This is a genomic window from Knoellia altitudinis, assembly GCF_042666355.1.
Classification (GTDB): Bacteria; Actinomycetota; Actinomycetes; order Actinomycetales; family Dermatophilaceae; genus Knoellia; species Knoellia altitudinis.
This window is the reverse complement of the sequence record NZ_JBHTDK010000001.1, coordinates 2,886,072-2,912,312: the sequence shown is the minus strand read 5'-3', so window position 1 is coordinate 2,912,312 and position 26,241 is coordinate 2,886,072. Positions and strand designations below refer to the sequence as shown.

The following is a 26,241-nucleotide window of genomic DNA, read 5'->3' as shown; positions in this document are numbered from 1 at the left end:
GCGCTTGCGTTCGTCGAGCCCCATCCGGACGCGTGGGCTCAGTCGCAGACGGCGCCGTTGCTCGCCGAGCCGACGAGCCTGCGGTACTTCGCGAGGACGCCGCGGGTGTACTTCGGCTCCGGGTGGGTGACTCCCTGCGCGCGCCGACGCTCGAGCTCGGCGTCGTCGACGAGGAGGTCGAGGGTGCCGCCGGCGACGTCGAGGCGGATGCCGTCACCGTCACGCACGAAGGCGATCGGGCCCTCGTCGACGGCCTCGGGTGCGACGTGTCCGACGCAGAGACCGGTGGTGCCACCGGAGAAGCGACCGTCGGTGAGCAGCAGGACGTCCTTGCCCAGACCGGCGCCCTTGATGGCCCCGGTGACGGCGAGCATCTCGCGCATGCCCGGGCCGCCCTTGGGACCCTCGTAGCGGATGACGACGACGTCCTTGGGCTTGAGCGAGCCCTGCTCGACGGCGTCCATGGCAGCGCGCTCGCCGTCGAAGACGCGGGCGGTGCCCTCGAAGACGGACTCGTCGAAGCCGGCCGACTTCACGACGGCGCCTTCGGGGGCCAGTGATCCGGTGAGGATCGTCAGGCCACCGGTCTTGTGGATCGGCTTGGTGAACTCGCGGATGACCCTGCCGTCGATGTGTGGTGGCTTGATCTCGTCGAGGTTCTCGGCGACCGTCCTGCCGGTCACGGTCAGGCAGTCGCCGTCGAGCAGGCCGGCCTCCAGCAGCGTCTTCATGACGACAGGAATGCCGCCGATGTGGTCGATGTCCTTCATGACGAAGGCGCCGAACGGCTTGACGTCGGCGAGGTGCGGGACCTGCTTGCCGATGCGCTGGAAGTCGCCAATCGTGAGGTCGACCTCGGCCTCGTGGGCCATGGCCAGCAGGTGCAGCACGGCGTTGGTCGAGCCACCGAAGGCCATGACCACGGCGATGGCGTTCTCGAAGGCGGGCTTGGTCATGATCTGGCGGGCGGTGATGCCGCGACGGAGGAGCTCGACGACCGCCTCGCCGGACCTGCGGGCGTGGACGTCGCGGCGGCGGTCCGTCGCTGGCGGAGCCGCCGACCCGGGGATCGACATGCCGATCGACTCGGCGACCGCGGCCATGGTGTTGGCGGTGTAGAAGCCGCCACAGGCACCCTCACCAGGACAGATCGCGCGCTCGATGGCGTCGACGTCCTCGAGCGACATGAGTCCGGCGTTGCACGCTCCGACGGCCTCGAAGGCGTCGATGATCGTGACCTCCTTCTCGGTGCCGTCCGAGAGCTTCGCGATCCCCGGAAGGATCGACCCGGCATACAGGAAGACCGAGGCGAGGTCGAGGCGCGCGGCAGCCATGAGCATGCCAGGCAGGGACTTGTCGCAACCTGCGAGGAGGACCGAGCCGTCGAGGCGCTCGGCGCTCATGACGGTCTCGACCGAGTCGGCGATGATCTCGCGCGACACGAGCGAGAAGTGCATGCCCTCGTGACCCATCGAGATGCCGTCCGACACCGAGATGGTGCCGAACTCGAGGGGGTAGCCGCCGGCCGCGTGGACGCCGTCCTTGACCGCCTTGGCGAGCCGATCGAGGGAGAGGTTGCAGGGGGTGATCTCGTTCCAGGAGCTCGCGACACCGATCTGCGGTTTGACCCAGTCGTCATCGCCCATGCCCACGGCGCGGAGCATCCCCCGGGCGGCGGTCTTCTCCAGACCGTCGGTGACGTCGCGACTGCGGGGCTTGATGTCGATGTCGGGCTTGCTCATGGGGCAACTCTAGGGTGAGGTCTACGACGTGGGACGCGGATCTCACTCCCCGACCCGGCCTGTTCGGACGGGCCGTCAGCCAGGCGACGCGGCCACCAGAACCGGTCGCCGAGGACGAGCGCGATGGCCGGGACGAGCACGGTGCGCACGACGAGGGTGTCGAGCAGCACGCCCACACAGATGACCACCCCGAGCTGGGCGAGCACGACGAGCGGGAGGACACCGAGGACCGCGAACACTGCGGCAAGCAGGATTCCGGCGCTGGTGATGACCCCACCCGTGGCCGAGAGTGCCCGCAACATGCCCTCGCGGGCGCCGTGACCACGCGCCTCCTCGGCCGCCCGGGTGACGAGAAAGATGTTGTAGTCCACGCCGAGCGCCACGAGGAAGACGAACGCCAGTAGGGGCACCCCGTCATCGAGGCGCTCGAAGCCAAGGACCTGGGTGAAGAGAACCCACGAGATCCCCAGGCTCGCCAGGTAGGTCGCGACGACGGTCGAGACGAGGATGACCGGCGCGACGACCGAGCGCAGGAGCAGGCCCAGCGCGACGAGGACGAGACCGAGGATGAGCGGGAAGATGAGCAGGCGGTCTCGGCTCGACGCCTCGGCGGTGTCGAGGGCCTCGGCCTCGGTTCCGCCGACGTGCGACCCGGGCGCGCCGTCGAGTGCCGCCCGGATGCCGGTCACTGCCTCTGCCGCCTCGTCCGAGCCCGGTGATGGCTCGAGAACCGCCTGGATCTCACTCACGCCTCCGGCGCTGGCGACGTCACGTGTTGATGAGACACCGTCGACCGCGGACACGGTCGCAGTCAGCTCGGCGGAGCTCGCGCCCCGGGAGACGATGACGACGGGGTCGGCGGAGCCCGCAGGGAAGGACTGCGACAGGCGCTCACCCGCCGCGATCGCCTCGGGCTTCTGGAGGAACTGGTCCGCCCCGTCGAGACCGGCCCGGATCTGGGTCAGCCCGGTCCCGGCCAGGGCCAGCAGCACGACGGTGACGGTCGCGAACAGGGCGGGGCGACGCGCGACCGAGTTCCCGATGCGACGCCAGAACGACCTCGAGTCGGCCAGGCTGGCCTGACCCTCTCGCGGCACCTTGGGCCAGAAGATCCATCGGCCGAACACGACGAGGGTCGCCGGCAGCACGACGAGCACGAAGGCCGCGGCGACGACGACGCCAACGGCACAGGCGAGACCCAGCCCTCGGGTGGTGGGGAAGGCCGACAGGAGCAGGGTGAGCAGACCGACGACGACGGTCGACGCGCTCGACAGCACGGCCTCGGCCGTGCGGGCGAGCGCCCGGGCCATCGCGTCGCGACGGTCCGCGTGGACCCGCAGCTCGTCGCGATATCGCGAGATGAGGAGCAGCGCGTAGTCCGTGCCCGCCCCGAAGACGAGCACGGAGAGGATGCCGATCGTCGACTCGTCCCACTGCACGTCGAACGTCGCCAACGTGTGCGTAGCCAGGACCGCCGCCAGCTGGTCGGCTGCGGCGACCACGGTGAGCGGCACGAGCCACAGCACCGGGCTGCGGTAGGTGATGATCAGGAGGATGGCGACCACGCCCGCGGTGGCCCCGAGGAGGCGGAAGTTCGCTCCGTCGAAGACTGCCGCGAGGTCGGCCTGGATCGCGGCGGGCCCGGTGACCTGCGCGAGCAGTCCGTCGGGCAGGCCGGCCTTGGCTGCAGCGCGCAGCTCGGTGACGACCTCGGCGGTCTGGGTCGCGTCGTTGGCCAGGACGGGGACGAAGACCGTTGCGGCAGTGCGATCCTGCGAGATGACGGGTGGTGCGCCGGAGGCCCCGGGCAGGGATCGCGCCCTCTCCTGCACGAGCGCGAGAGCATCCGGGGCGAGCGGTCGGTCGATGCTGAAGAGCACGACGGCTGCGGAGCCCTCGGCCTCCGGCAGGGTCGCGCTCAGGTCCGCCGCTGCCCGGCTGTCGGACCCGATCGGGAGGGCGGCGGTGGCCGTCGGCCCACGCTCGGCCTGCCCCAGCACGCCGATGACGGCCCCTGCGCCGACGAGGGCGACCAGCGCGAGCAGACCTGCGACCCACTTGCGGGTGATGAGGCGAGCGAGACCGGCCATGGTCACGGGCTCCTTGATAGTGTTGGTTGATGGGTGATTCACCAAGTTACTAAGTAGGTGAGTGATATTACGGAACCACAGCAAGGCGATGCAAGCCCAGACGGCACGGCTGAGGACCCGGCCACGACCGTGACGTCGTTCGTCCCGGGCTATCGACCCTCGGCGTCGCTCGACGCACTACAGGAGCTCGTCGACCTCGCTGCGCAGGTGCCTCACGACGTCGCTCGCAAGGCGGGACTCTCCGTGTCCGAGCTGCACTCACTGCGTCACCTCATGGCAGCGCCCATGGGACCGGTCGAGCTCGCCAAGGCCCTCGGCGTCACCTCCGCGGCCTCGTCCGGAGTGGTGGATCGTCTCGTCGCCCGGGGGCACGCGAAGCGCCTCCCCCATGGCCAGGACGGCCGACGCACCGAGGTGCGCGTCACGGACTCGGGCCGTCGTGAGGTCTTCGCCCTGTTGGCACCGATGTTCGCGAAGCTGGCCGAGGTCGACTCCTCACTCGACGACGACGAGCGAGTCGTGGTCGAGCGCTACCTGCGCGGGGCCATCGCGGCGATGCAGGCGGTCACCTGAGTCGTCCGGACGCTGACTGGGCGTGCCGCAAGCACCCCCGCAGAGCGGCTCGAGCGAGGCTCAGTGGCTGCCGGCGGGCGCGGTGCTTGCCGCACGGGCGACGTGGAAACGGTCGAGCCGCGCCACCCCGGCAGCGAGGTCGCTCCAGTGACCGGAGAAGCGCAGGATCGCCACGCCCGTCGTGGGGAATCCCTCGCTGAGCAGCTCGTGGGCCCGCTCGCTGCCCTCCCCGTCGGCCAGGAGCGAGGCCAGCATCGGGATCCCCGGCGCGTGACCGACCATCATGACGACGTTGGCGTCCGCGTCGGCCTCACGCACGACCTCGAGGAGCCGGTCGACGGAGGCGTTGTAGATGCGGTGCTCATGATGGATGTCGGCCTCTGAGCAGCCCGCGCTCCACACACCCTCACAGGTCTGCTGGGCGCGGGTGGCCGTCGAGCAGAGCACCTCGTCGACGCCGATGCCCTGTTCGTGGAGCCACCGTCCGGCTGCGGCAGCGTCGCGATGCCCGCGGGGGGTGAGCTCGCGCTCGTGGTCGGCGTCGTAGCCGCTCTGCTGCGCCTTGGCATGGCGCACGAGCACGAGCGTCCGGTCCTCAGCTGCAGCGGTCATGTCCTGATCTTGCCCCTGTCGGGCGGGGTTGTCAGGTCTTGACAACCGGTCGAACGAGGTGGCGGGGCGCCGCGCCTGCAGCCACCCCCGTCAGCTGCTCACGCAGGAGCTCGGCCATCCGCCCCAGCAGGTCGGTCGTGTTGCCTCCGGCGTGCGGAGTGATGAGCACCTGGGGCGCGGTCCACAGGGGGTGCCCGTCCGGCAGGGGTTCGGGGTCGGTGACGTCGAGGGCGATCCGCAGGCGTCCGGCGTGCCTCACCAACGCGTCGGTGTCGGCGACCGGTCCCCGGGCCACGTTGACGAGCAGCGAGCCGTCGGGCATGGCTGCGAGGAAGTCCTCGTCGACGAGGTGGTGGGTCGAGTCGTTGAGCGGGACGATGACCACCACGACGTCCTGGTCTGGCAGCAGTCGAGGCAGCTCGTCGATGCCGTGCACCGCGTCGACGAGGTCATCTCCTGCGCGGGCGCGGGAGGCAACAGCCGCGAGGGTCACGTCGAAAGCGTTGAAACGACGAGCGATTGCCGTCCCCACGGAGCCGTAGCCCACGACGAGCACGCGACGGCCCACCAGCGAGGGACGTTGTCCGAGCGGGGTCCATCGCGCGTCGTCGCCGGAACGCACGGCCTCGGGGAGGCCGCGCAACGAGGCGATGGTGAGGCCGAGGGCCAGCTCGGCGGTGGGCGCGTCATAGACACCTGCCGCGTTCGCGACGGCGATCGACTCGGGGACGACCTCGAGCACGCCGTCGTAGCCGGCCGACTGGAGCTGCACCAGACGGCAGTCCGGGAGGTCGACCACATGACCGAGAGCCCCGGCCGCCCCGAGGTAGGGGGCGATGACGACCTCGATCCGCGCGTCGGTGGCCGGCCCGGCGGCCGGGTCCCACAGGACCGGCTGCACACCGGGGATCTCGCCCACGGCGTCTCGCAGCAGCGGGTCCGGGAAGGAGACGACAACCATGCTCCGACCCTAGGCGACCTCAGATCCGGATGAGCTCGGTGACCGACCCTGCCTCGCGGCCTTTTCACGGACTAGGCCGCCTTTTCACAGACTTTGCGGCAACGATGGAGTATGCCGTCCGCTCGCCTCTGGAACCGACCTCTCGTCCTGGGTGCCGTCGTGGCACTCAGCCTGACCGGCTGCGCCGGCAGCGGTGACGACCCGGAGCCCTCGAGCACGAGCTCGTCGTCGCCGAGCTCGTCGGTGACAGCGACCCCGACGGCGTCCGGAACGGCAACCCCGGCTCCGTCCCCGAGCGACTCGTCGAGCAGGACCGTCCCGGCAGGGTCCCCCTCCGACGTGACGACCGGGCTCGACGTGCCGTGGTCGATCGCCTTCCTCCCCGACGGTGACGCACTCGTGACCCTGCGGGACCAGGCAGAGGTCCTGCGTGTCACACCGACAGGTCGACGGTCCAGCCTGGGAACCGTCGACGGCGTGGACGCCAGCGGTGAGGGCGGCCTGCTGGGCGTCGCGGTGTCCCCCCGGTTCGGGTCGGACCGCACGGTTCACCTCTATCTCACCGCCGACGAGGACAACCGGGTCGTCAGGACGACCCTCGGGGCGGACGGGTTCGGCCCCATGACAGCGGTGCTCACCGGCATACCCAAGGCAGGCAACCACAACGGTGGCCGCATCGCGTGGGGTCCGGACGGCTTCCTCTATGTCGCGACGGGTGATGCGGCGGAGAGTGGACGCTCCCAGGACCGCGACAACCTCGGCGGCAAGATCCTGCGGGTCACCGGCGACGGGAAGGCTGCACCCGGCAACCCGTTCGGCGGCAGCCCCGTCTGGACCCTCGGGCACCGCAACGTGCAGGGACTCGCGTGGGGCGAGGACGGGACGATGTTTGCCAGCGAGTTTGGCCAGAACGCCTGGGACGAGCTCAACGTCATCGTGCCGGGCCGCAACTACGGCTGGCCCGAGGTCGAGGGCATCGAGGACGGCGACGGGGACTTCACCGTGCCGATCGCTCAGTGGGAGACCTCGGACTCGTCGCCGAGCGGCATCACGGTCGGGGCAGACGGCGCGGTCTACATGGCGGCGCTGCGAGGTGAGTCCCTGTGGAAGATCGCCGTCGCCGGGAGCCGCCGGCAGGGCGAGCCGGTTCGCCTGTTCGAGGGCCGGTTCGGCCGGATCCGCGATGTCGTCAGTGCACCGGACGGGACCCTGTGGATGCTGACCAACAACACCTCGCGCGGCGACCCGCGTGACGGCGACGACCGCCTCGTGCGGGTGCCGATCGGCTGAACCCCTGCCCGTCCGGGGTGGAAACCCTTCTGGTACCGGACGGTGGGTACGTTGGGGCAAGCGGTGGACGACGACGCCCACCGGACCCGTGAGAGGTGGCACCCACGATGGCTGCAGTTGACGACATCCTCCAGAACCTGCCGATCGAGCAGCTGGCCCAACAGGTCGGCGCGGAGCCGCAGGAGGTCCAGCAGGCCGCGCAAGCCGCACTGCCAGCACTCCTCGGCGGGCTCCAGGCCAACGCCCAGGGTGGTGGAGGCGGTTCGATCGTCGAGGCGCTCGGCCAGCACACCGACGAGGTCGATCCGGGCCAGGTCGACCGGGCCGACGGCGAGAAGATCGCCTCCCACATCTTCGGACCCAACGAGGACCAGGTCTACTCCGCCCTCGGCGGCACCGGTGCCAGCAGCAGCCTGGTCAAGAAGCTCATCCCCATCCTCGCACCGATGGTTTTGTCCTACCTCGCCAAGAAGGTGCTCAAGGGAGGTGCCGGCACCGCCGGGGGCACCGCCGGGACGCCGACGGCACCAGCCGACGAGAGCGCACAGGGCGGGCCGGGCTCGCTCGACTCGATGCTCCAGGACGTGCTAGGCGGAGCGCTCGGCGGGACGACCCAGCACGTGCCACCCCCGCAGCAGCAGACACAGCAGTCGGACCAGTCACCCGGTGGCGGCATCCTCGACGTCCTTGGCGGTCTCCTCGGCGGCGGCCGCCGCTGAGGGCCCGGCCCACTGGCCGTTCGTGCGGCGACGGCTCGTCGCTCGACCCGACAAAGGCCCGCTCCACCCGATCTGGCAACTCGGGTGGAGCGGTCCTTTATCGGGTCACCCGATAATGCGGCGAGAGGAGGGGGGCGGGGTCAGGGGGCGAGCTTGGCGAGGATGATCTCGCGCGCCTTGCCGGCGTCGGCCTGGCCCTTCATCTCCTTCATGACCTGGCCGATGAGCGCACCGGCGGCCTGGACCTTGCCGTCACGAACCTTCTGTGCGACGTCGAGGTTGGCCTCGATGACCTTGTCGACGGCCACCTCAAGGACTGAGTCGTCAATAACGACTGCCTGCAAGCCGTTGGCATCAACGACTTCCTTCGGAGATCCCTCGCCGCCCAAGACGCGCGGGACAACCTTCTTAAGCCCATTGGAGTCGATGTACGTGTGGGCGAGCATGGTGTCGAGCTCCGCTACCCAAGCCGGGGTCATCAAGCCCTTGTCTGCAAGTTCAGGGACGGATATCCCTAGCTGCTTTGCATGACGAGCCACTTCCCCCAGCCAGACCTTTCGCGCCGTCTCTGGAGTCGAACCGGCAGCAACGGTCTCACCGATGAGGTCCACGAGACCCGCGTTGAGCACGTCGCGCATCTCGAGGTCGCTGAAGCCCCATTCGGACTGGAGCCGCTTGCGACGCTCCGCGGGGGGCTCGGGCAACGTGGCCCGGAGCTCCTCGACGGTCTCGCGGGACGGAGCGACCGGCACGAGGTCGGGCTCGGGGAAGTAGCGGTAGTCGTCGGCGTCGGACTTCACGCGACCGGAGGTCGTGACGCCGGTGTCCTCGTGCCAGTGACGGGTCTCCTGGAGGATGGTGCCGCCCTGCTGGAGAATCGCGCCGTGACGGCACATCTCGTAGCGGACCGCGCGCTCGACCGATCGCAGGGAGTTGACGTTCTTGGTCTCGGTGCGGGTGCCCAGGGTCGTCTCACCCTTGGGCATGAGTGAGAGGTTGACGTCGCAGCGCATCGAGCCCTGCTCCATCTTGACGTCGGAGACGTCGAGCGCCTTGAGCAGGTCGCGCAGGGTGGCGACGTAGGCCCGGGCGATCTCGCCGGCCCGCTCCCCCGCACCTCGCAGCGGCTTGGTGACGATCTCGATGAGCGGGATGCCGGCGCGGTTGTAGTCGACGAGCGAGTGCGTCGCGCCGTGGATGCGACCGGTCGAGCCGCCGACGTGCAGCGACTTGCCCGTGTCCTCCTCCATGTGCGCCCGCTCGATCTCCACCCGGTAGGTCGAACCATCATCGAGCGGCACGTCGAGGTAGCCCTCGAACGCGATGGGCTCGTCGTACTGCGACGTCTGGAAGTTCTTGGGCATGTCCGGGTAGAAGTAGTTCTTCCGGGCGAACCGGCACCACTGCGCGATCTCGCAGTTGAGGGCCAGGCCGATCCGGATCGCCGACTCGACCGCTTTCTCGTTGACGACCGGCAGGGCCCCGGGCAGGCCGAGGCAGACGGGGCAGACCTGGGTGTTGGGCTCGGCGCCGAACTCGGTCGCGCAGCCACAGAACATCTTGGTGTTGGTGCCCAGCTCGACGTGGACCTCGAGGCCCATGACGGGGTCGAACGACGCCATGACCTCGTCGAAGGAGATCGTCGCTTCGGTGTCGACATGAGTCGATGTCATGCGTTCACGCACCCTTCGTCGAGGTGGAGAGGTCGGGAGCCTTGTCCAACAGGGGACCGCCCCACGCGGCCAGGAGGCGCTGCTCGAGGGCTGCACCCACGGCATACAGGCGCTCGTCGGCAGCGGCCGGCGCGAGGATCTGGAAGCCGGCCGGCAGCCCGTCCTCGTCGGCGAGGCCGCTGGGCAGCGACATGCCGGGGACACCCGCGAGGTTGGCCGGGATGGTCGCGACGTCGTTGAGATACATGGCCATCGGGTCGTCGAGCTTGTCGCCGAACCTGAACGCCGTCGTCGGCGCGGTCGGGCTGACGAGCACGTCAGCGCTCTCGAAGGCCTTGGTGAAGTCGTCGGCGATGAGGCGGCGAACCTTCTGCGCCGAGCCGTAGTAGGCGTCGTAGTAGCCCGACGACAGCGCATAGGTGCCCAGGATGATGCGGCGCTTCACCTCGTCACCGAAGCCCGCATCGCGCGTCGCTGCCATGACCTGCTCGGCGCTCGGGTCGTCGACGCCCTCGGGCAGGACCCGCAGGCCGAAGCGCATGGCGTCGAACTTGGCGAGGTTCGAGGACGCCTCGCTGGGGAGGATGAGGTAGTAGGCCGCGAGCGCCGCCGTGAAGCTCGGGCACGAGACCTCGACGACCTCGGCGCCGGCGTCGACGAGGTGCTGGACCGACTCGTCGAAGCGCGCCTGCACTCCGGCCTGGAAGCCCTCACCCGTGAGCTCGCGGACGATGCCGATCTTCATGCCCTTGACGTCGGCGCGGCGAGCGGCCTCGACGACGCCCGGCACGGGTGCGTCGATCGAGGTGGAGTCCATGGGGTCGTGGCCCCCGATGACCTCGTGCAGCAGGGCCGCGTCGAGGACGGTGCGGGTGCAGGGCCCGGCCTGGTCGAGCGAGGACGCGAGCGCGACGAGGCCGTAGCGCGACACCCCGCCATAGGTCGGCTTGGTCCCGACGGTGCCGGTGACGGCGGCCGGCTGGCGGATCGAGCCACCCGTGTCGGTGCCGATCGCGAGCGGCGCCTGGAACGACGCGACCACCGCGCTCGAGCCACCACCGGAGCCACCGGGGATGCGGTCGAGGTCCCACGGGTTGCGCGTCGGACCGTAGGCCGAGTGCTCCGTCGACGAGCCCATCGCGAACTCGTCCATGTTGGTCTTGCCGAGGATCGGCATGCCGGCCTCGCGCAGCCGCCTCACGACGGTCGCGTCGTAGGGCGGGATCCAGCCCTCGAGGATCTTGCTGCCGCACGTCGTCGGCAGGCCCTTGGTCGCCATGACGTCCTTGACGGCGATCGGCACACCGGCGAGCCGGTGCAGCTCCTCGCCCCGGCCGCGTCGCTGGTCGATGTGGCGAGCACTCGCGAGGGCACTTTCCCGGGCGACGTGGAGATAGGCGTGGACGTCGCCGTCGACGGCGTCGGTGCGGGCCAGGAGAGCCTCGGTCACCTCGACCGACGACGTCTCACCGCTGGTGAGGAGGTCGGCGAGCTCGGCGGCGCTGGCGCGGGTCAGGTCGGTGGTCACATCGGTCCTTGCGGTCTTGGTGTGCGAGGTGCGGGAGAACTACGGCGGGGTATGCCGGGTGCTCACCACCCGGCATACGTGCGTCTTTCAGTCCTCGTCGAGGATGCGCGGCACGGAGAAGCGCTGCTGGTCGGCCTCCGGGGCTCCCGCCAGCACGGCGTCGGCACCGAGGCTCGGTCGGATCACGTCGGGGCGGGTGACGTTGACGATCGGCATCGGGTGGCTCATCGGCTCGACGCCGTCGATCGGGGACTGCTGCACGGTCGCCACCGACTCGAGGATGACGCCCAGCTCACCGACCATCTTGTCCAGCTCGGCGTCGGAGAGGTCGATGCGGGCGAGACCGGCGAGGTGGGCCACGTCATCGCGGGTGAGTTCAGCCATGGGCGCCAGTCTAGGTCTCCGCACCGCGTGCCGTGTCAGGGCTCCGACGGGCGCGGCCGCTGCTCCCCTGACGTGACGGAGCCGCCCACGGATCTCCCGCGGACGGCTCCGGCCTGTCGTGCGTGCGGCTCAACGAGGGGCCTTGACGGCGAGCACCGGGCACTCGGCGTCGAGCAGGACCTTCTGGGCCTGGCTCCCGAGGAGGAGCTTCCCGACCGGTGTGCGTCGCCGCACACCGATGACGATGAGCTCGGCGTTGGTCTCCTCGGCCAGGTCGACGAGGATCTCGGCAGGGTCCTTCTTGTGGACCGCGTGCGACACCTCGTAGTCCAGGCCGGACGCGTCGAGCTCGGCCCGCAGCGCCGTGAGCTGGTCGTCGTCGACGTAGCGGTTGTCGGCCGAGGCCGCACCGGTGCTGGCGTTGACGACGATCAGCCGGCTGTTGCGGCTCCGTGCCTCGACCACAGCGGCGTCGAGGGCGGCACGCCCTTCCTTGGTGGGTACGAACCCCACGATGACCGGCATGTCAGGCTCCTTCGTTGCTGTTGGCGGGTGCGCGGACGTCGTCGGCACCTGTGGTCGTGTCGTCGGGGGTGGTGCCGCGACCGCGGACCCTCGACCAGATCAGGGGGACGATGACGACGAGCAGGATGAGGGCGTAGACGACCTTCGAGAACGTCGTGTTGACCAGGCCCGACAGGTGGCCGTCGCTGATCTGCAGGGCGCGGCGCATGAAGACCTCGGCCCGCGGGGCGAGGATCAGGCCGACGATGAGCGGAACGACCGGGAGTCCGTAGCGGCGCATCGCAAACCCGAGTCCGCCGACGAGGAGCAGCAGCCAGAGGTCGAACGGCGAGCCGTTGGCCGCGTAGCCGCCGAGCGAGGCGAACATGAGGATGCCGGCATACAGGTAGGGCCTGGGGATGAGCAGGAGCTTGGCCCACAGGCCGGCCATCGGCAGGTTGAGCGCCAGAAGCATCGCGTTGCCGATGAGCAGGCTCGCGATGAGCGTCCACACGAGCGGACCCTGCTCGTCGAACAGGCGCGGGCCGACCTGGATGCCGTAGGTCTGGAAGGCGAGGATCATGACGGCCGCGGTCGCGGTCGTCGGGATCCCGAGGGTGAGCAGCGGGACGAGGCTGCCCGCCGCGGAGGCGTTGTTGGTCGCCTCGGGTCCGGCGACGCCCTCGATGGCACCGTGCCCGAACTCCTCGGGCTTCTTGGCCAGCCTGCGCTCGGTGACGTAGGACAGGAAGGTCGGGATCTCGGCGCCTCCGGCCGGGATCGCACCGAAGGGGAAGCCGATCGCCGTGCCGCGCAGCCAGGGCTTCCACGACCGGGAGAGGTCATCCTTGGTCATGAACCGGCCCTTGATGGGGGTGATCCTGGCAGGGGCCCGCCGCAGGTGCGCCGCGATCCACAGGGCCTCACCCATCGCGAACACGGCGACCGCCACGACGACGACGTCGATGCCGTCCGAGAGCTGGTCGATGCCGAAGGTCAGCCGCTGCTGTCCGGACGTCTGGTCGATGCCGACGAGGCCGATCCACACGCCGAGCCCGAGGCTGGCGAAACCACGGATCTTCGAGGCGCCGAGGACCGTGGTCACCGCGACGAACGCGAAGAGCATGACGGCGAGGTAGTCCGGGTCACCGAGCTGGATCGCGAACTTCACGACCTGGGGCGCGAGGAGCGCGAGGAGCAGCGTGGCGATGGTGCCGGCGACGAACGACCCGATGGCCGCGGTCGACAGGGCCGCCGCGCCGCGACCCGCCTTGGCCATCTTGTTGCCCTCGATGGCTGTCATCACCGAGGCGCTCTCGCCGGGTGTGTTGAGCAGGATCGAGGTCGTGGACCCGCCGTACATCCCGCCGTAGTAGAGCCCGGCGAACATGATGATCGCCTGCTCGACGGGGAGGGTGAAGGTGAGTGGCAGGAGCAGGGCGATGGCCATGGCCGGGCCGATGCCGGGCAGGACGCCGATGGCGGTGCCGAGGAGCACACCGAAGAAGGCGTAGAGGAGGTTCATGGGCGTCAGGGCCGCCGACATCCCCTCGAGCAGGGCGTTGATGCCGTCCATGTCAGAGGATCCCGTCCAGGAGGCCGGCCGGGAGCTTGACGTCCAGGCCGAGGAAGAAGCCGTACCAGGTGGTGAGCGAGAGTGCGACCGAGATGATCGCGAGCCTCACGTAGTGACGGTTGCCGAGGGCGTAGGCGGATCCGAAGAACAGGACGGCGCCGGTGATCGGCCAGCCGAGGCGGTCGATGAAGGCGGCGTTGAAGGCGAACGCCGCGGCGAGCAGGCCCACGGTCCTCCAGTCGGAGCCGTGGCTGAGGTCGACGTCCTCGCCCTCCTCCTGCTCCCCACGTCCACCGCGAGCGACGTCGACCGCGAGGAGCACGGCGCAGAGGATGAGCAGGCCGCCGACGAACATCGGGACGGTCCGCGCGGTCATGAAGCCGCGCGCGCCCCGCTCGATGAGGCCGAGGGCGTCGACGATCGCGACGATGCCCAGGGCCAGCAGGAGGAGGGACACCCCGTACTCGGAGCGCCCCTCCCCCCGCGACTGCACGTCGTCGCTCATCAGACGAGTCCCAGCTCCTTGAGCACACCGGCGACGCGGTCGCTCTCGGAGGTGAGGAAGGTCTTGAACTCGTCGCCCTCGATGAAGGCGTCGGTCCAGCCCTTGTCCGCCAGCGTCTTCTTCCACTCCTCCGTGCCGTGCAGGGCGGTCACGGCGGCGACGAGCTTCTGCTTGTCGGCGTCGGTGATGCCCGGAGCGGCGACCAGGCCACGCCAGTTGGTGAAGACCATGTCGACGCCCTGGTCCTTGAGCGGCTTGGCGTCCAGGCCCTCGACCGGCTTGTCGCTCGTCACGGCGAGGACGCGCACGTCACCGGACTCGGCCTGCTTGATGACCTCGCTGACGCCGGTGGCTGCGAAGCCGAGCTTCTTGCCGAGGACGGCCGTCATGAGCTCGCCACCGCCGTCGTAGGCGACGTAGTTGACCTTCTTGGCCTCGAGGCCCACGGTCTTGGCGAGGAGCATCGGGGTGAGGTGGTCGGGGCCACCGACGTTGGACGCGCCACCGACGGGGACGGCGCCCGGGTTGGCCTTCCAGGCGTTGATGAGGTCGTCGAGGGTCTTGTAGGGCGAGTCCTTCGCCACGACGATGGCCTCCGACTCCTCGATGAGCTTGGCGATGGGGGTCGTGTCGGTGAGCTTGGCCTCCGACTTGTTGCTGTAGGACGCGCCGACGACGCCGAGCCCCATCTGCATGAGGAGGTCGCCCTTGCCCTTCTCGTTGATGAGACGCGCGAGGCCGACGGTGCCGCCGGCACCGGCCTGGTTGAAGACCTCGACGGAGCCGCTGAGTCCGGCCGACTGGAGGTCGGCAGAGACCGCGCGGGCCGTCTGGTCGTAGCCCGAGCCGGGCGAGTTGGGGACCATGATGCGCAGGCCGGAGAGCTTCTCGGCGGTGGCGCTGCCACTGGAGCCGGAGGCGGGTTCGTCGGTCTTGCTCACGCCACAGGCGGTGAGGGCGAGGGCTGCGGCGGCGGTGACTGCGGCGCCGCGAACCAGAGAGGTCATTCGCACGGGGGACTCCTTTGTCGGGTGGGTGCGTCGATGACCACCGTTCCGCCTCCCGGCCCCGCTGTCACGGTTGCGGCCACAGACTCTGTTGAGTTCTTTGTGCTCACGGTCCCGGCACCTCTGCGAGGGACCGACCGGCACAATCAGGGGGTGGAGCAAGGAGTGGGCCAACGGGTGCGGACGCTGCTGCGTCGCATCTGGCCCCAGACCCTGGCCGGCCGCATGCTCGCCACCCAGCTGCTTATCGTGAGCATCGTGTTCGTCGGCGTGGGCGCCCTCTCCGTCGCCCAGCAGGGCGCCGGCGTCACCGACCGCGAGGTCCGCCGCGCTCGCCAGGTCGCCGAGCAGGTGACCCAGGAGCCCGGGGTCCGACAGGTGCTCGGGCCGCAGGGCGAGTCCTGGATGTCGCAGGCCCAGGCAGCGCTCGAGTCGGCGCGCACGCTCTCGGACTCCGAGGGCGTCTACCTCGCGCGCACGAGCGACGGCTCCGTCGTCGCGGCGGCCGCTGAGGACCCGCTGCGTCGCCTGCCCCGGACCGACGCCTTCGAGGGCAGCTCGTGGCTCGGCGGCGAGGGGGACGACGACGACCCCGAGACCATCATGGCGATGGCGCCGGTGATCGTCCCCGGAGAGTTCGAGCCGGTCGGTGTCGTCGCCGTGACGAGGCCCTCGCCCTCGGTCTGGGACGACCTCGCGACCATCACCCCGAACCTCCTGACCTACCTCGGCCTGGCCGGGTTCATCGGCGTCGTCGGCTCACTGCTCCTTGCCCGGCGGGTGAAGCGACAGACGCTGGGGCTCGAGCCACGGGAGATCGCGGGCCTCGTGGAGCAGCGCGAGGCGGTGCTGCACGGCATCAAGGAGGGACTTCTCGCCGTCGACCTCGCCGGACGGGTGACCCTCATCAACGACGAGGCCGCGAGCCTGCTGTCCATCCCCCAGGCAGGAGCCGTGGGGCACTCACTGTCCGAGCTGGGCGCCGACCGGCCGCTTCTCGGGCTGTTCCCGTCACGACGCGTCCGCAGTGGGCCCACGGTCACTGTCGCCGACGAGCCCGAGGTGCAGTCGGTCGACCGGGTCCTGCTCGCCCGGGGACGACTCGTCACCGCGAACGTCAGGCCCGTGCGCCAGCAGGGGCGGCTCGTGGGGCACGTCGCCACGCTCCGCGACCGCACCGAGCTCCTCGAGCTGCAGCGCGACCTCGACGTCACCCGGGCGACGACCGACTCGCTGCGAGCCCAGGCCCACGAGTTCAGCAACCGGATGCACGTCGTCGCCGGGCTGATCGCGCTCGAGGAGTACGCCGACGTGCAGGACTACATCCGGCACATCACCGCCGACGAGGCCGAGCTGACAGCACGCGTGGGGACTGCCGTCGAGGACCCTGCCGTCGCGGCGATGCTCATGGCCAAGAGCCGCCAGGCCGCGGAGCGCGGGATCACGCTGGACCTGGACGACGACACCCGGCTGGCCCGGCTCGACGGTGACCTGTCGACGGACCTCAACACCATCCTCGGGAACCTCGTCGACAACGCCCTCGATGCCGTCCCGGAGCTCAGCGGCCGCGTCCGCGTGGCACTCACGGGACCGGACGAGGGCTCGGTCCGACTCGTGGTGCGCGACAACGGTCCCGGCGTGCCCACGGGCGACATGGGCACCCTCTTCGTGCGTGGGTGGTCGACCAAGGACGCAGAGCCCGGGTCCTCGCGCGGCATCGGTCTGGCGCTCGTGCGTATGGTCTGCAGCAAACGAGGAGGAGAGGTGAGCGTGAGCAACGACGACGGTGCCGTCTTCACGGTCAGCCTCCCGACGGTCTGAGCCATGGCGACGATCGACTCCTCCCCCATCCGCACCGTCGTCGTCGACGACGACTTCATGGTCGCGCGCCTGCACTCGAGCACCGTGGCCCGACTCGAAGGGTTCGAGGTCGTCGGGGTCGCGAGCACCGGCGCGCAGGCCCTCGCGATGGTCAAGGACAAGCGGCCCGACCTCGTGCTCCTGGATGTCTACCTGCCCGACCTCACCGGGCTCGAGGTGCTGCGTCGGCTACGCGGCCTGGGCGCCGACTGCGACGTCATCGTCATCAGCGCAGCCCGTGACCTCGACTCACTGCGGCAGGCGATGCAGTCGGGGGTCTACCAGTACCTCGTCAAGCCGTTCGAGCTCGAGGAGCTGCGACGACGGCTCGACGAGTACGCCCTGCACCGCGCCCGGATCCGCGGTCAGGACCCGGACACCGCGGTGGAGCAGGACGAGGCCGACCGCCTCTTCCGCGCCGGGCCCGCCGGCCGGAGCCGCACCTCGCTCCCCAAGGGCATCAGCGCCGAGACGGTCCAGCTCGTGAGCCAGGCCCTCGCCGGCGCCGGCGACGAGGGCCTGTCCGCGACCGAGTGCGGAGAAGCCGTGGGCATCGCGCGGAGCAGCGCCCGCCGCTACCTCGAGCATCTCGTCGACACGGGGGCGGCCGCCGTCCGTCACCGCTACGGGTCGGCCGGTCGCCCGGAGCGTCGCTATCAGATCGCTGCCCAGTAGGTCCGCTGGTTCATGAAGGCATACATCCCCTCGGCCGACAGCTCGCGCCCGTAGCCCGACTGCTTCGTCCCGCCGAACGGCACGCGCACGTCGGATGCGACGACCGAGTTGATGAAGACCGCGCCCGTCGTGACGCGCGCGGCGAGCTCGACGGCCCGCTCGGTCGACGCGCTCCAGACCGAAAGACCCAGCCCGTATGCCGTGGCACCGGCCAGCCGTGCCGCGTCGTCGTCGTCCTTCGCCACCACGACCGCGGCCAGGGGACCGAACGTCTCCTCGTCGAAGGCGGGGACGCCCGGTCCGTCGACGGTGAGGACGGTCGGCTCGAAGAACCAGCCGTCACCCTCGATCGTCGAGCCACCGGCCACGAGCCGCGCCCCCGCAGCCACGGACTCGTCCACCTGCCGCTGGATGGCCGTGCGCAGGTCGTCGCGCGCCATCGGCCCGACGTCGACCGACTCGTCCGTCGGGTCGCCCACCTGCAGGGCCGAGACCCCCAGGAGGAACCGTTCGAGGAAGGCGTCGGCGACGTCGGCTGCGACGACGAACCGCTTCGCACACACGCAGGACTGGCCGGCGTTGTGGAACCGGGCACGCACGGCGGCGTCGGCCGCAGCTGCCACGTCGGCGTCCGACAGCACGACGAACGCGTCGGAGCCACCGAGCTCGAGGACGGAGGGCTTCACCGCACGACCCGCCGCCGCCCCGACCGCCGCGCCGGCGCGGTTGCTGCCGGTCAGGGTCACGCCGGCCACGCGCGGGTCGGCGATCAACCGCTGGCTCACCCCGGCGACCCGAGCCTCGTCGACGACGAGGACGCGCAGGACGCCCTGTGGCACACCGGCATCGAGCAGCAGCGACTCGATGGCGAGCGCCGATCCGGTGACGTTCGGCGAGTGCTTGAGCAGGACGGTGTTGCCCGCACCCACGGCGGGGAGCACGAAGCGCATGACCTGCCACAGGGGGAAGTTCCACGGCATGATCGCCAGGACGGGGCCGATGGGCTCGCGGGTCACCCACGCGTTCGCGGTGTCCCCCACGTCGACGGGCTTGGGTGCGAGCAGCCGTTGGAGGTTCTCGGCGTACCAGCGAGCCGTGCTCGCGGACTTGTCCACCTCACCGCGCGCCTCGCGCAGGGGCTTGCCCATCTCGGACGTGATCAGTGCGGCCACCGAGTCACGCTGCGCGTCGAGGGTGTCGGCGACCCGGGCCAGGAGGGCTGACCGGTCGGCGACCCCGACCGCAGCCCATGTCCGCCCTGCCTCGGTCACCTCGGTGAGGACGTCCTCGATCGCAGCGTCGTCCATGACGGGATACGACGCAAGCGCCTCCCCTGTGGCCGGGTTGACGGTCTCGATGACGGTCTCGTCAATGCTCACGGAGCGCTCAGCCCGCCTCGGTCGGCCTCCGAGAGGTGCTCGAAGGTCTCTCCGGTCGCAGTGATCGTCCGCGTCACGTCGCGGCCGCCATAGACCCAGTAGATCCGCATGACGCCCGTGCCGCGGTTGTAGAAACGGTGCGGCACACCCGCCGGCACCCACGTCGCCTCACCGGCGACGAGCTCGTGCTCCTGCCCGTCGATCTCGGCGACGGCCTCGCCTTCCAGGATGAGCACGGACTCCTCGACGTTGTGGCTGTGCAGCGGCAGGCCCGTCCCCTCCTGGAACTGCGTCTGCCCAGTCGTCACCCGGTTGGTCTCGCAGTTCCACCTGCCGACGTAGGGGATGGTGCGGACGCCGTTGCCACGGTCGAACGGCTCGACCTCGTCGGGTCGGATGAGCAGGTTCGGCAGGTCGGGTCGGGGGTGGTCGGTCATCGGTGGGACTCCAGCTTCGTGAGGAGGGCGGTGGTGAACTGGTCGGTGTCCAGGGTTCCGCGCAGGTCGCGGGTGCGGGTGGCGGGATCGCCGATGCACGCCCCCACGGCTGCGTCGACGGCGTCGGCAGCGCGGGAGAACCTCTCGGACGCGGTCCGCTCCGACCACCAGCGCAGCAGCATGGCGGTGGAGAGGATGAGCGACGTCGGGTTCGCGATCCCCTGACCGGCGATGTCCGGTGCCGAGCCGTGCTGGGCCTGGGCCACGGCCACTCCGTCGCCGACGTTGAGCGAGCCTCCGAGGCCGAGGCTTCCCGAGAGGGCACAGGCCAGGTCGGACAGGATGTCCCCGAACATGTTGGTCGTGACGACGACGTCGAACTCCTGGGGTGAGCGCACGAGGTGGGCGGTCGCTGCGTCGACGAGAAGCTCACGCAGCTCGATGCCCGGGTGTCGGGAAGCGACAGCGCGCACCTCATCGAGGAAGAGACCGTCGGACAGCCTGAGGACGTTCGCCTTGTGCACCGCCGTGACCTGCTGGCGTCGTCCGGCGGCCAGCCGGAATGCCTCCTCGGCGACGGCGTTGCAGGCCCGGCGCGAGACCTTGCGCACCGAGAGTGCGAGGTCGGGATCGGGCATGAGCTCGCCACTGCCGGCAAACATGTTGCGGTCGCTGTAGAAGCCCTCGGTGTTCTCCCGGACGATGACAAGGTCGAGCGGCTCGGGCAGCACGGTGAGGTCGGGGATGCTGCGGGCCGGTCGGATGTTCGAGTACAGCTGGTAGGTCGTCCGGATCGCCGCTGACGGGTTCCATCCGCCCTCGGCCCGTGAGGGATAGTCCAGGTGCGAGACGGGTCCCAGGATGGTGCCGTCGACCTCTCCCACGCGCTCGAGCACGTCCTGCGGCATCGTCTCGCCGACCGCCTCGTGCGCAGCCCAACCGATGTCCCGCCGCTCGATCTCGAGGTCGAGACCGAACGCGTCGTCGGCCGCGCCGAGCACGCGCTCGGTGGCTGCGGCGATCTCGGGTCCGATGGCGTCCCCCGGGAGCAGGAGAAGCCTCATGCCGACCCTCCGTGCTGCTTGTCGGTCTCGCGATGGGCGATCACCAGGTCGGTGATGGCGTTGACCTGGCTGCCAGGGACGACGGTGCGAGCCACCGCCTCGCGCCACCGTGCGAAGTGCGGTGCGGCACGGTGGGCCTCGAGCGCCGCCTCGTCCCGGTAGATCTCGTAGAAGACGAAGTGATGCGGGTCGTACCGGTCCTGGCAGACGTCGAACCGCAGGCAGCCGGGCTCGTCACCGAACGTCGAGGCCGCGTTGCTCGTGATGGCCTCCAGGAACTCCTCTCGACGATCCGGGACGACGTCCAGTCGGACGATGAGCGAGATCATGCGGTCTCCTTCGGTGTGCGGGTCTGCGGTAGTGCCACGCCCGTGACGTCGGCGAGCTTCGCGAGCTCGGCCCAGGTCTGGTCGGAGACGGGTATGCCGTCCGCTTCCGCGCGTCGTCGGTTGCGGTCCTCCAGCTCGCCCGGGGTGAGCACGCCGTCGGACCAGGCGGCCGGCTCGCTGGAGCGGACCTGGTCGGCCAGTGCCGACACCCGGGCGTCGTAGTCGTCGCGGTCGGCGAAGGCGTCGACGTCCAGGGTGATGAGCAGATGACCGGCGCCGCTGGCTCCCTCCGGGCGGTAGGGCCCGACGACATCGGCGCCGAACGCGCTGCCGGTGAGCACCCCGGCGAGCACGTCGAACATGAACGCCATGACATATCCCTTGGCCCCGCCGACCGGCAGGATCAGCCCCTCGATCGCCTCGCGCGGATCCGTGGTCGGTGTCCCGTCGGACGTTGCGCCCCACCCCGGCGGGATGGACACGCCCCGGTCGGCGGCGACATAGACCTTGCCGCGGGCCACCGCGGTGTTGGCCATGTCCATGACGAGGACGTCGCCGTCGGGGCCCGGAGCCGCGATCGACCACGGGTTGGTGCCGATGAGCTTCGCGCGACCGCCCCAGGGCGCCATGGCCGGCGAGGCGTTCGTCGCGAGCAGGGCGATGCAGCCGCGCTCCGCGGCATACCTCGTGAAGTAGGCGGCCGTCCCGAAGTGACCCGACCCCCGCACTGCGACGGCGCTGATGCCGTGCGTCCGGGCGCGCTCCACACCGAGCTCGACGGCGCGCTGCGTGACGACCTGCCCGAGGCCGTCATGGCCGTCGAGGACGACGACGCTGCCCGAGTCGCGCACCGTCTCGACCTCGGTGACGGCCCGCATCGCACCGCTCCTGATACGGGTGAGGTACCAGGGAAGCCGGATCGCCCCGTGCGACGGGTGCCCCCACAGCTCGGCGACGAGCAGGCTGTCGGCCAGGAGGTCGGCGTCGTCGGTCGGCACCCCGTGGGCCCGGGCCACGTCGGCCATGAACATGGCCAGGGGCTGCGCCTTGAGGGTGCGATCGGTCATGACAGCATCGTTGCATACTTGTACACAAGTAGACAACATGACCGTCCCGCGACAGGATGCACTCATGTCCACGAGCGTCAGCCCTCGTCGCCGCAGCGGCGCCCAGTTCGTCTACGAGGAGCTGCTCGCCCAGATCCAGGACATGCGGCTCGAGCCAGGACGACGCCTCAACGAGACCGAGCTCGCGAGCTCCCTCGGGGTGAGCCGCACTCCCCTGCGCGAGGCCCTGAGACTGCTGCTCGCCGAGGACCTCCTCGAGCAGCTCCCGACCGGTGGCATGGTCGTCCGTCGCCTCTCGACGCGCGACGCGGCGGAGCTGTATGCCGTCCGCGCCAGTCTCGAGGCCCTCGTCGCCGCTGCTGCGGCGCAGCGGGCCGGACCCGCTGACGTGGGCCGGCTCAACGCCCTGCTGGACCGCAACGAGGCCCTTGCCGGTCTCGCAGAGGGAGCCATGGAGTCGGGCCACGCCATCCACGTCGAGATCGAGCGGATCGCCGACCACGCCTGGGCCTCACGGGTGCTTGCGCAGATCGAGGGCCAGCTTGCGCGCTACCGCCGCTTCAGCAACTCCTCGCCCGACCGTCGCGCGGCAGCCCTCGCGGAGCACCGCGGGATCGTCGAGTCGATCGCAGCGGCCGACGCGACCACGGCCGGCCAGCGTGCCGAGCAGCACGTGCTCGCGGCCCGCGGGGCGACCGTGGCACAGCTCGAGGTCACTCTCGGTCAGTGAGCCCCGGCCGGGGCCGCGAGGGCGGGGTCGTGGCCGTGCCGTGCCAGGGCCTTCGCCACCCAGCCGGTCGCGATGAGCTCGTCGATGACCGAACGCACCCAGGAGATCGTCACGGCGTCGTGCCGGCGCGACACGGCAACGGCCTGCGGAATCTGCATGAACGCCCCCTCGAGCACGCGCAGTCCCGGGTTCGCCGCGACGTATGCCTCGATCGGTTGCGCGATCCCGGCCGCGACCTCCAGACCCTGCTCGGCGAACACCTCCACCCCGTCAGAGCCCCGCACCAGCTCGGCCGCGTCGAGCGACCGGGTGAGGTGGAGGTCGTAGGCCGACCCGAGCTTCACGCCGATGCGTATGCCGTCCCGGTCCACGTCGCCGGCCGAGCGGAGGGGAGAAGTCTCCCGGACGGCATACGCGCCCTCGATGAGGACGTAGGGCGCCGTGAAGGCGAGCTCCTCGGCGCGGATCGGGTCCACCGCGAGGAAGCAGACGTCAGCAGCTCCGTCACGGACCGCGTCGACCGACTTGCGCGCGGCGTCCCAGAGGACGAGCTCGACCGGCACGCCCAGGCGTTCACCGAGCTCGTGGGCGATGTCGATGGTGATGCCCGCCGGGGCGTCCGAGGATCCGTTGGTCAGGACCGCGTTGCCGAGGTTGATCGAGGCGCGCAGCACCCCGGTGGGCGCAAGGTCAGAGATGCTCGTCACGCCCCGATGCTCTCATCCGCCAGCGCTCGGCACAGGGCTCGCGCGACGCCCGGACGTCCCGACGGCGGCTCGCCATGCCCGTGGCTAGGCTGGCGCCCATGACATTCGAGGGGCAGCGTGGGGGCAGGGACGCCGACGACCGGCGGTATGACGAGCAGGTAGAAGCCGCCGCGCGGCGGGCCGAGACCAGCGCCGCGTGGAGCGCGCAGGTCATGAGCCTGACCGGGTCGGGATCCGCGCAGAACGGTCAGGTGCGGGCCACGGTCGACCTCGACGGTCTCGTCACCGGGCTCTCGGTCTCCGACGTCGTCGCGGCCAAGGGGGGACGAGTGGTCGAGCTCGCCGTGCAGAGCGCGGTCCATGCTGCGCAGGAGCACGTGGCCGAGCAGACCAAGGAGCTCACCACGGCGCAGTGGGGTGCGGACTCGCCGACGACCCACGCTGTGACCGGCGAGATCCGGGCCAACGTCAGGACGCCCGACCCCGATGAGCCCACGACGGGCACGCGGGGCACGACAAACCCGGGGGGTCGGTGGTGAGCGCGTTCGACGCCTTCGGTGGCGGGCTGAACGGTGACGTCCCCGCCCAGGGCGACCTCGACCGGGCTGTGGCCAGAGCCAGGGCCGCCTTCGCCTGGCGCGCGCACGTCGACACCCTGACGGCGCAGGGTCGTGCGGAGGGCGTGGTCGCAACGGTCTCCGGCAACGGCGCGCTGACCGACCTGCGCGTGCCGACGAGCGCCTGCTCCGAGGGTGGCGACGCCGTGACGGGGCGCATCCTCCAGGCCATCGCCGCCGCGCAGGCGGAGCTCGCGACGCTGATCAGGCAGAGCAGCCACGACGCCTTCGGTGAGGACTCCGACCAGGCCAAGCTGGTCAGCGACTCGCTGGGGACGAGGTTTCGGCCGGCTGAGGTCCTCGGCCCCGACGAGACTCGCTGAGCCAAGTCGAACGAGGCCGGTCGGACGAGGCGGGTCGGACGAGGCGGGTCGGACGAGGCCGGTCAGACCCAGACGCGGGCCACTCCGCGACCCCAGGCCCAGAGTGCCGCGACGCTGCCGACGGTCAGACCGACCGAGGTGAGGACCCACGCCCCCCAGCGCCACGCGAGGTCGCCCGCGGAGCCGCGTGAGGTCGCCCGGAAGACGCTCCACCAGCGGTTCGCGGCGAGCGGACCGTAGTTTCCCTGCTCGTCCGGGAGGAACGGGAGCCACAGGTCTCCCGCGGTCCGAGCCCGGAAGAACTCCGTGACGACCGGTCGCACGAGAACCCAGAAGACGAAGAAGAACATCGCGAAGATCGCGAGAGCCACCACGACGAGGAACAGACGAACGCCCCACACGAGGCCGGTCATGTCAGTCTCGCGAACCATGGCCCGACCCTAACGCGTCGTATGGGGAGTGCTCCCCATGGCGTCGCCGCGTCACGGCTCGTTAGCCTTGCGTCGGTTCAGACGTGCAGTGACTACGACGGGGGAGGCACAGGGTGACTCAGTACGACGTCCGCCCGGACGACATCGGGGGCCACAGCAAGAAGGTCGGGTCGTTCACGGATCGGCTCTCCACCGCGAGCAGTGCCGCGCAGACCACCCTCACCACGGACGCCTTCGGCATCATCAACCAGCCGCTCGCCCTGCTCGCGGTGGGCATCGCCGGGGTCGCCAAGACCACCGTCTCCAACCTGTCCATGGACATGGAGGAGACGATGATCGGCCTCAACAACACGGTGACCCAGTACACCTCCGACGACGACAACGCCAAGCAGAGCGTCGAGAACGTGGGCATGCAGTGAGCGACAACCCACTGGTCGTCCAACCGGGCGAGCGGTCCTGGCACTCGGGTGCCGGCCTGATCGACTCGGGCGCGAGCTACTGCGAGGCCATCCAGAGCAACAACTGGATCGACATGGCCCTCTCGAGCGTCGCCGTCGGGTTCGACGTCTATGCCACGATCTCCGACCCGCTCGGCAGCCTCTTCGCCGCAGGCATCGGCTGGATCATCGACCACCTCGACCCGATCAAGACCTGGTTCGACGAGCTCACCGGCAACCCGGAGGCCGTCAGCGCCTTCGCCGCCACCTGGCAGAACGTCTCGACTGAGGTCGGTTCGGTGCGTGACGACTTCCGGGAGGACGCCGACAGCCGGCTCGAGGGGATGACCGGTCCCAACGTCGAGGCCTACCGCCAGCACGTCACCAAGCAGGTGCAGAAGCTCGACCTCATGTCCAAGGGCGCGCGGGCGATGTCCTTCGGCTTCGACGGCTGTGCCGTCCTCGTCGGGTTCGTCCACGGCCTCATCCGCGACGCCCTGGCCCAGATCGCCGGCGCCATCTGCAGCTATGTCGCCGAGCTGGTCCTCACTCTCGGGGCGGCGACGCCCCTCGTGATCCACCAGGCCACCACCCGTGTCTCGGCTCTCTGTGCCGAGGTGCTGCCCAAGATCAAGGGCCTCAAGAACTCGGTGCGTGACCTCGACACCCTGATCAGCCAGCTCAAGGACATCCTCAACGACATCCCGCGCTTCCTGGGTGACCGCTACAGCGTCCCCAACCACCCGAACCTCAAGTGGCGCAACGTCCTTCACGACGACCTCCCCCACTTCCCGGGGACGAGCGTCAACGACTGGATCCGTGAGATCAACCTCAAGCCGCAGTACGCGCACATCCTGGCGAAGGACCCGAACCTGTGGTCCAAGGTGATCTCGGACGCGTTCCAGAACGGCACGCCCAACAACCTCAACGACGCCGCGAAGGCGATCCACGCCGCCGTCGACCGTCAGATGGAGTCCAGGGACCACGCCGGTCATCGGTGACCTCTGCGCCCGCGCGAGGG

28 protein-coding genes are annotated in these 26,241 nt (G+C 70.2%); 10 read left to right on the top strand and 18 right to left on the bottom strand.

What is annotated here, in order from left to right; all coding sequences use genetic code 11:
* Positions 1-38: 38 nt before the first annotated feature.
* Both ilvD and ACFQW8_RS13660 read right to left on the bottom strand, forming a co-directional pair.
* Positions 39-1,742 carry a dihydroxy-acid dehydratase gene (ilvD, locus tag ACFQW8_RS13665; RefSeq protein WP_380088187.1) on the bottom strand — a complete coding sequence of 568 codons (1,704 nt, stop codon included), beginning with the start codon at positions 1,740-1,742 and terminating at the stop codon, positions 39-41.
* Positions 1,739-3,832, bottom strand: a complete 2,094-nt coding sequence (locus tag ACFQW8_RS13660; RefSeq protein ID WP_380088185.1) for an MMPL family transporter — start codon at positions 3,830-3,832, stop codon at positions 1,739-1,741. The genes ilvD and ACFQW8_RS13660 overlap by 4 nt, the downstream gene beginning before the upstream one ends.
* Positions 3,833-3,961: 129 nt before the next feature.
* Between ACFQW8_RS13660 and ACFQW8_RS13655 the strand changes: the two genes are divergently transcribed.
* Positions 3,962-4,405: a MarR family winged helix-turn-helix transcriptional regulator gene (locus tag ACFQW8_RS13655; RefSeq protein WP_380088183.1), complete on the top strand. Its 444-nt coding sequence runs from the start codon at positions 3,962-3,964 to the stop codon at positions 4,403-4,405.
* A 60-nt stretch (positions 4,406-4,465) separates the two neighbouring features.
* On the opposite strand, the gene ACFQW8_RS13650 is transcribed toward ACFQW8_RS13655, so the two are convergent.
* Positions 4,466-5,017, bottom strand: a complete 552-nt coding sequence (locus ACFQW8_RS13650) for a SixA phosphatase family protein (RefSeq protein WP_380088181.1) — start codon at positions 5,015-5,017, stop codon at positions 4,466-4,468.
* A gap of 31 nt (positions 5,018-5,048) precedes the next feature.
* Positions 5,049-5,978 carry a 2-hydroxyacid dehydrogenase gene (locus tag ACFQW8_RS13645; RefSeq protein WP_380088180.1) on the bottom strand — a complete coding sequence of 310 codons (930 nt, stop codon included), beginning with the start codon at positions 5,976-5,978 and terminating at the stop codon, positions 5,049-5,051.
* A 111-nt stretch (positions 5,979-6,089) separates the two neighbouring features.
* On the opposite strand from ACFQW8_RS13645, the gene ACFQW8_RS13640 reads away from it, so the two are divergent.
* The gene (locus tag ACFQW8_RS13640) at positions 6,090-7,268 is read left to right on the top strand and encodes a PQQ-dependent sugar dehydrogenase (RefSeq protein WP_380088178.1); all 1,179 of its coding nucleotides are present in this window, start codon (positions 6,090-6,092) and stop codon (positions 7,266-7,268) included.
* A 107-nt stretch (positions 7,269-7,375) separates the two neighbouring features.
* Positions 7,376-7,987 carry a DUF937 domain-containing protein gene (locus tag ACFQW8_RS13635; RefSeq protein WP_380088176.1) on the top strand — a complete coding sequence of 204 codons (612 nt, stop codon included), beginning with the start codon at positions 7,376-7,378 and terminating at the stop codon, positions 7,985-7,987.
* A 140-nt stretch (positions 7,988-8,127) separates the two neighbouring features.
* On the opposite strand, the gene gatB is transcribed toward ACFQW8_RS13635, so the two are convergent.
* From gatB to ACFQW8_RS13600, 7 genes are all read right to left on the bottom strand, one after another.
* Positions 8,128-9,660 (bottom strand): Asp-tRNA(Asn)/Glu-tRNA(Gln) amidotransferase subunit GatB, encoded by a 1,533-nt coding sequence (gene gatB, locus ACFQW8_RS13630; protein ID WP_380088174.1) that lies wholly within the window; start codon positions 9,658-9,660, stop codon positions 8,128-8,130.
* A gap of 4 nt (positions 9,661-9,664) precedes the next feature.
* Positions 9,665-11,188 (bottom strand): Asp-tRNA(Asn)/Glu-tRNA(Gln) amidotransferase subunit GatA, encoded by a 1,524-nt coding sequence (gene gatA / locus ACFQW8_RS13625; protein ID WP_380088172.1) that lies wholly within the window; start codon positions 11,186-11,188, stop codon positions 9,665-9,667.
* Positions 11,189-11,275: 87 nt separating this feature from the next.
* Positions 11,276-11,572: an Asp-tRNA(Asn)/Glu-tRNA(Gln) amidotransferase subunit GatC gene (gatC, locus tag ACFQW8_RS13620; RefSeq protein ID WP_380088170.1), complete on the bottom strand. Its 297-nt coding sequence runs from the start codon at positions 11,570-11,572 to the stop codon at positions 11,276-11,278.
* A gap of 129 nt (positions 11,573-11,701) precedes the next feature.
* The gene (locus tag ACFQW8_RS13615) at positions 11,702-12,097 is read right to left on the bottom strand and encodes a universal stress protein (RefSeq protein WP_353950742.1); all 396 of its coding nucleotides are present in this window, start codon (positions 12,095-12,097) and stop codon (positions 11,702-11,704) included.
* 1 nt (position 12,098) lies between these two features.
* On the bottom strand, positions 12,099-13,652 hold the full coding sequence (locus ACFQW8_RS13610) for a tripartite tricarboxylate transporter permease (protein WP_380088167.1): 1,554 nt from the start codon (positions 13,650-13,652) through the stop codon (positions 12,099-12,101).
* 1 nt (position 13,653) lies between these two features.
* On the bottom strand, positions 13,654-14,157 hold the full coding sequence (locus ACFQW8_RS13605; RefSeq protein ID WP_380088165.1) for a tripartite tricarboxylate transporter TctB family protein: 504 nt from the start codon (positions 14,155-14,157) through the stop codon (positions 13,654-13,656).
* Positions 14,157-15,170, bottom strand: a complete 1,014-nt coding sequence (locus tag ACFQW8_RS13600) for a Bug family tripartite tricarboxylate transporter substrate binding protein (protein WP_380088163.1) — start codon at positions 15,168-15,170, stop codon at positions 14,157-14,159. Before ACFQW8_RS13600 ends, ACFQW8_RS13605 begins: the two co-directional genes overlap by 1 nt.
* A 147-nt stretch (positions 15,171-15,317) precedes the next feature.
* Here ACFQW8_RS13600 and ACFQW8_RS13595 point away from each other — a divergent pair, with 147 nt between their 5' ends.
* Together ACFQW8_RS13595 and ACFQW8_RS13590 are read left to right on the top strand one after the other, a co-directional pair.
* Positions 15,318-16,985, top strand: a complete 1,668-nt coding sequence (locus ACFQW8_RS13595; protein ID WP_380088161.1) for a sensor histidine kinase — start codon at positions 15,318-15,320, stop codon at positions 16,983-16,985.
* A 3-nt stretch (positions 16,986-16,988) separates the two neighbouring features.
* Positions 16,989-17,699 carry a response regulator gene (locus ACFQW8_RS13590; RefSeq protein WP_380088159.1) on the top strand — a complete coding sequence of 237 codons (711 nt, stop codon included), beginning with the start codon at positions 16,989-16,991 and terminating at the stop codon, positions 17,697-17,699.
* Here the strand turns inward: ACFQW8_RS13590 and ACFQW8_RS13585 are convergent.
* Genes ACFQW8_RS13585 through ACFQW8_RS13565 form a run of 5 tightly spaced genes read right to left on the bottom strand, consistent with a single transcriptional unit; the run spans position 17,681 to position 21,975 of the window.
* Positions 17,681-19,078 (bottom strand): aldehyde dehydrogenase family protein, encoded by a 1,398-nt coding sequence (locus ACFQW8_RS13585; protein WP_380088158.1) that lies wholly within the window; start codon positions 19,076-19,078, stop codon positions 17,681-17,683. The two genes, ACFQW8_RS13590 and ACFQW8_RS13585, sit on opposite strands and share 19 nt — an antisense overlap.
* The gene (locus ACFQW8_RS13580; RefSeq protein WP_380088157.1) at positions 19,075-19,515 is read right to left on the bottom strand and encodes a cupin domain-containing protein; all 441 of its coding nucleotides are present in this window, start codon (positions 19,513-19,515) and stop codon (positions 19,075-19,077) included. The genes ACFQW8_RS13585 and ACFQW8_RS13580 overlap by 4 nt, the downstream gene beginning before the upstream one ends.
* The gene (locus tag ACFQW8_RS13575; RefSeq protein ID WP_380088156.1) at positions 19,512-20,579 is read right to left on the bottom strand and encodes an isocitrate/isopropylmalate dehydrogenase family protein; all 1,068 of its coding nucleotides are present in this window, start codon (positions 20,577-20,579) and stop codon (positions 19,512-19,514) included. Before ACFQW8_RS13575 ends, ACFQW8_RS13580 begins: the two co-directional genes overlap by 4 nt.
* Positions 20,576-20,908, bottom strand: a complete 333-nt coding sequence (locus ACFQW8_RS13570; protein ID WP_380088154.1) for a putative quinol monooxygenase — start codon at positions 20,906-20,908, stop codon at positions 20,576-20,578. Before ACFQW8_RS13570 ends, ACFQW8_RS13575 begins: the two co-directional genes overlap by 4 nt.
* Positions 20,905-21,975 (bottom strand): Ldh family oxidoreductase, encoded by a 1,071-nt coding sequence (locus ACFQW8_RS13565; RefSeq protein ID WP_380088153.1) that lies wholly within the window; start codon positions 21,973-21,975, stop codon positions 20,905-20,907. The genes ACFQW8_RS13570 and ACFQW8_RS13565 overlap by 4 nt, the downstream gene beginning before the upstream one ends.
* Before the next feature lie 64 nt (positions 21,976-22,039).
* Here ACFQW8_RS13565 and ACFQW8_RS13560 point away from each other — a divergent pair, with 64 nt between their 5' ends.
* Positions 22,040-22,705: a GntR family transcriptional regulator gene (locus tag ACFQW8_RS13560; protein ID WP_380088151.1), complete on the top strand. Its 666-nt coding sequence runs from the start codon at positions 22,040-22,042 to the stop codon at positions 22,703-22,705.
* On the opposite strand, the gene ACFQW8_RS13555 is transcribed toward ACFQW8_RS13560, so the two are convergent.
* Positions 22,699-23,412, bottom strand: coding sequence for a transporter substrate-binding domain-containing protein (locus tag ACFQW8_RS13555; protein WP_380088150.1), 714 nt, complete (start codon positions 23,410-23,412; stop codon positions 22,699-22,701). The two genes, ACFQW8_RS13560 and ACFQW8_RS13555, sit on opposite strands and share 7 nt — an antisense overlap.
* A 98-nt stretch (positions 23,413-23,510) precedes the next feature.
* Here ACFQW8_RS13555 and ACFQW8_RS13550 point away from each other — a divergent pair, with 98 nt between their 5' ends.
* Together ACFQW8_RS13550 and ACFQW8_RS13545 are read left to right on the top strand one after the other, a co-directional pair.
* On the top strand, positions 23,511-23,951 hold the full coding sequence (locus tag ACFQW8_RS13550; RefSeq protein WP_380088148.1) for a hypothetical protein: 441 nt from the start codon (positions 23,511-23,513) through the stop codon (positions 23,949-23,951).
* Positions 23,948-24,352, top strand: a complete 405-nt coding sequence (locus tag ACFQW8_RS13545) for a hypothetical protein (RefSeq protein WP_380088146.1) — start codon at positions 23,948-23,950, stop codon at positions 24,350-24,352. Before ACFQW8_RS13550 ends, ACFQW8_RS13545 begins: the two co-directional genes overlap by 4 nt.
* Positions 24,353-24,414: 62 nt before the next feature.
* Here the strand turns inward: ACFQW8_RS13545 and ACFQW8_RS13540 are convergent, their stop codons facing one another.
* On the bottom strand, positions 24,415-24,783 hold the full coding sequence (locus ACFQW8_RS13540) for a hypothetical protein (protein WP_380088144.1): 369 nt from the start codon (positions 24,781-24,783) through the stop codon (positions 24,415-24,417).
* A 113-nt stretch (positions 24,784-24,896) separates the two neighbouring features.
* Between ACFQW8_RS13540 and ACFQW8_RS13535 the strand changes: the two genes are divergently transcribed.
* A complete protein-coding gene (locus tag ACFQW8_RS13535) occupies positions 24,897-25,202 on the top strand; it encodes a hypothetical protein (protein WP_380088142.1) in 306 nt (101 codons plus the stop codon).
* Complete coding sequence (locus ACFQW8_RS13530) at positions 25,199-26,221, top strand: hypothetical protein (protein WP_380088140.1); 1,023 nt, start codon at positions 25,199-25,201, stop codon at positions 26,219-26,221. The genes ACFQW8_RS13535 and ACFQW8_RS13530 overlap by 4 nt, the downstream gene beginning before the upstream one ends.
* Positions 26,222-26,241: the final 20 nt, after the last annotated feature.

Bases quoted from the DNA above. Each gene is read 5' to 3' on its own strand.
- ACFQW8_RS13635 (WP_380088176.1), top strand. From the start codon at position 7,376: ATGGCTGCAGTTGACGACATCCTCCAGAACCTGCCGATCGAGCAGCTG.
- ACFQW8_RS13590 (WP_380088159.1), top strand. From the start codon at position 16,989: ATGGCGACGATCGACTCCTCCCCCATCCGCACCGTCGTCGTCGACGAC.
- ACFQW8_RS13570 (WP_380088154.1), bottom strand. From the start codon at position 20,908: ATGATCTCGCTCATCGTCCGACTGGACGTCGTCCCGGATCGTCGAGAG.
- ACFQW8_RS13610 (WP_380088167.1), bottom strand. From the start codon at position 13,652: ATGGACGGCATCAACGCCCTGCTCGAGGGGATGTCGGCGGCCCTGACG.
- ACFQW8_RS13650 (WP_380088181.1), bottom strand. From the start codon at position 5,017: ATGACCGCTGCAGCTGAGGACCGGACGCTCGTGCTCGTGCGCCATGCC.
- ACFQW8_RS13605 (WP_380088165.1), bottom strand. From the start codon at position 14,157: ATGAGCGACGACGTGCAGTCGCGGGGGGAGGGGCGCTCCGAGTACGGG.
- ACFQW8_RS13580 (WP_380088157.1), bottom strand. From the start codon at position 19,515: ATGACCGACCACCCCCGACCCGACCTGCCGAACCTGCTCATCCGACCC.
- ACFQW8_RS13560 (WP_380088151.1), top strand. From the start codon at position 22,040: ATGTCCACGAGCGTCAGCCCTCGTCGCCGCAGCGGCGCCCAGTTCGTC.
- ACFQW8_RS13660 (WP_380088185.1), bottom strand. From the start codon at position 3,832: ATGGCCGGTCTCGCTCGCCTCATCACCCGCAAGTGGGTCGCAGGTCTG.
- gatC (WP_380088170.1), bottom strand. From the start codon at position 11,572: ATGGCTGAACTCACCCGCGATGACGTGGCCCACCTCGCCGGTCTCGCC.
- ACFQW8_RS13550 (WP_380088148.1), top strand. From the start codon at position 23,511: ATGACATTCGAGGGGCAGCGTGGGGGCAGGGACGCCGACGACCGGCGG.
- ACFQW8_RS13540 (WP_380088144.1), bottom strand. From the start codon at position 24,783: ATGGTTCGCGAGACTGACATGACCGGCCTCGTGTGGGGCGTTCGTCTG.
- ACFQW8_RS13640 (WP_380088178.1), top strand. From the start codon at position 6,090: ATGCCGTCCGCTCGCCTCTGGAACCGACCTCTCGTCCTGGGTGCCGTC.
- gatB (WP_380088174.1), bottom strand. From the start codon at position 9,660: ATGACATCGACTCATGTCGACACCGAAGCGACGATCTCCTTCGACGAG.
- ACFQW8_RS13565 (WP_380088153.1), bottom strand. From the start codon at position 21,975: ATGACCGATCGCACCCTCAAGGCGCAGCCCCTGGCCATGTTCATGGCC.
- ACFQW8_RS13575 (WP_380088156.1), bottom strand. From the start codon at position 20,579: ATGAGGCTTCTCCTGCTCCCGGGGGACGCCATCGGACCCGAGATCGCC.
- ilvD (WP_380088187.1), bottom strand. From the start codon at position 1,742: ATGAGCAAGCCCGACATCGACATCAAGCCCCGCAGTCGCGACGTCACC.
- ACFQW8_RS13615 (WP_353950742.1), bottom strand. From the start codon at position 12,097: ATGCCGGTCATCGTGGGGTTCGTACCCACCAAGGAAGGGCGTGCCGCC.
- ACFQW8_RS13645 (WP_380088180.1), bottom strand. From the start codon at position 5,978: ATGGTTGTCGTCTCCTTCCCGGACCCGCTGCTGCGAGACGCCGTGGGC.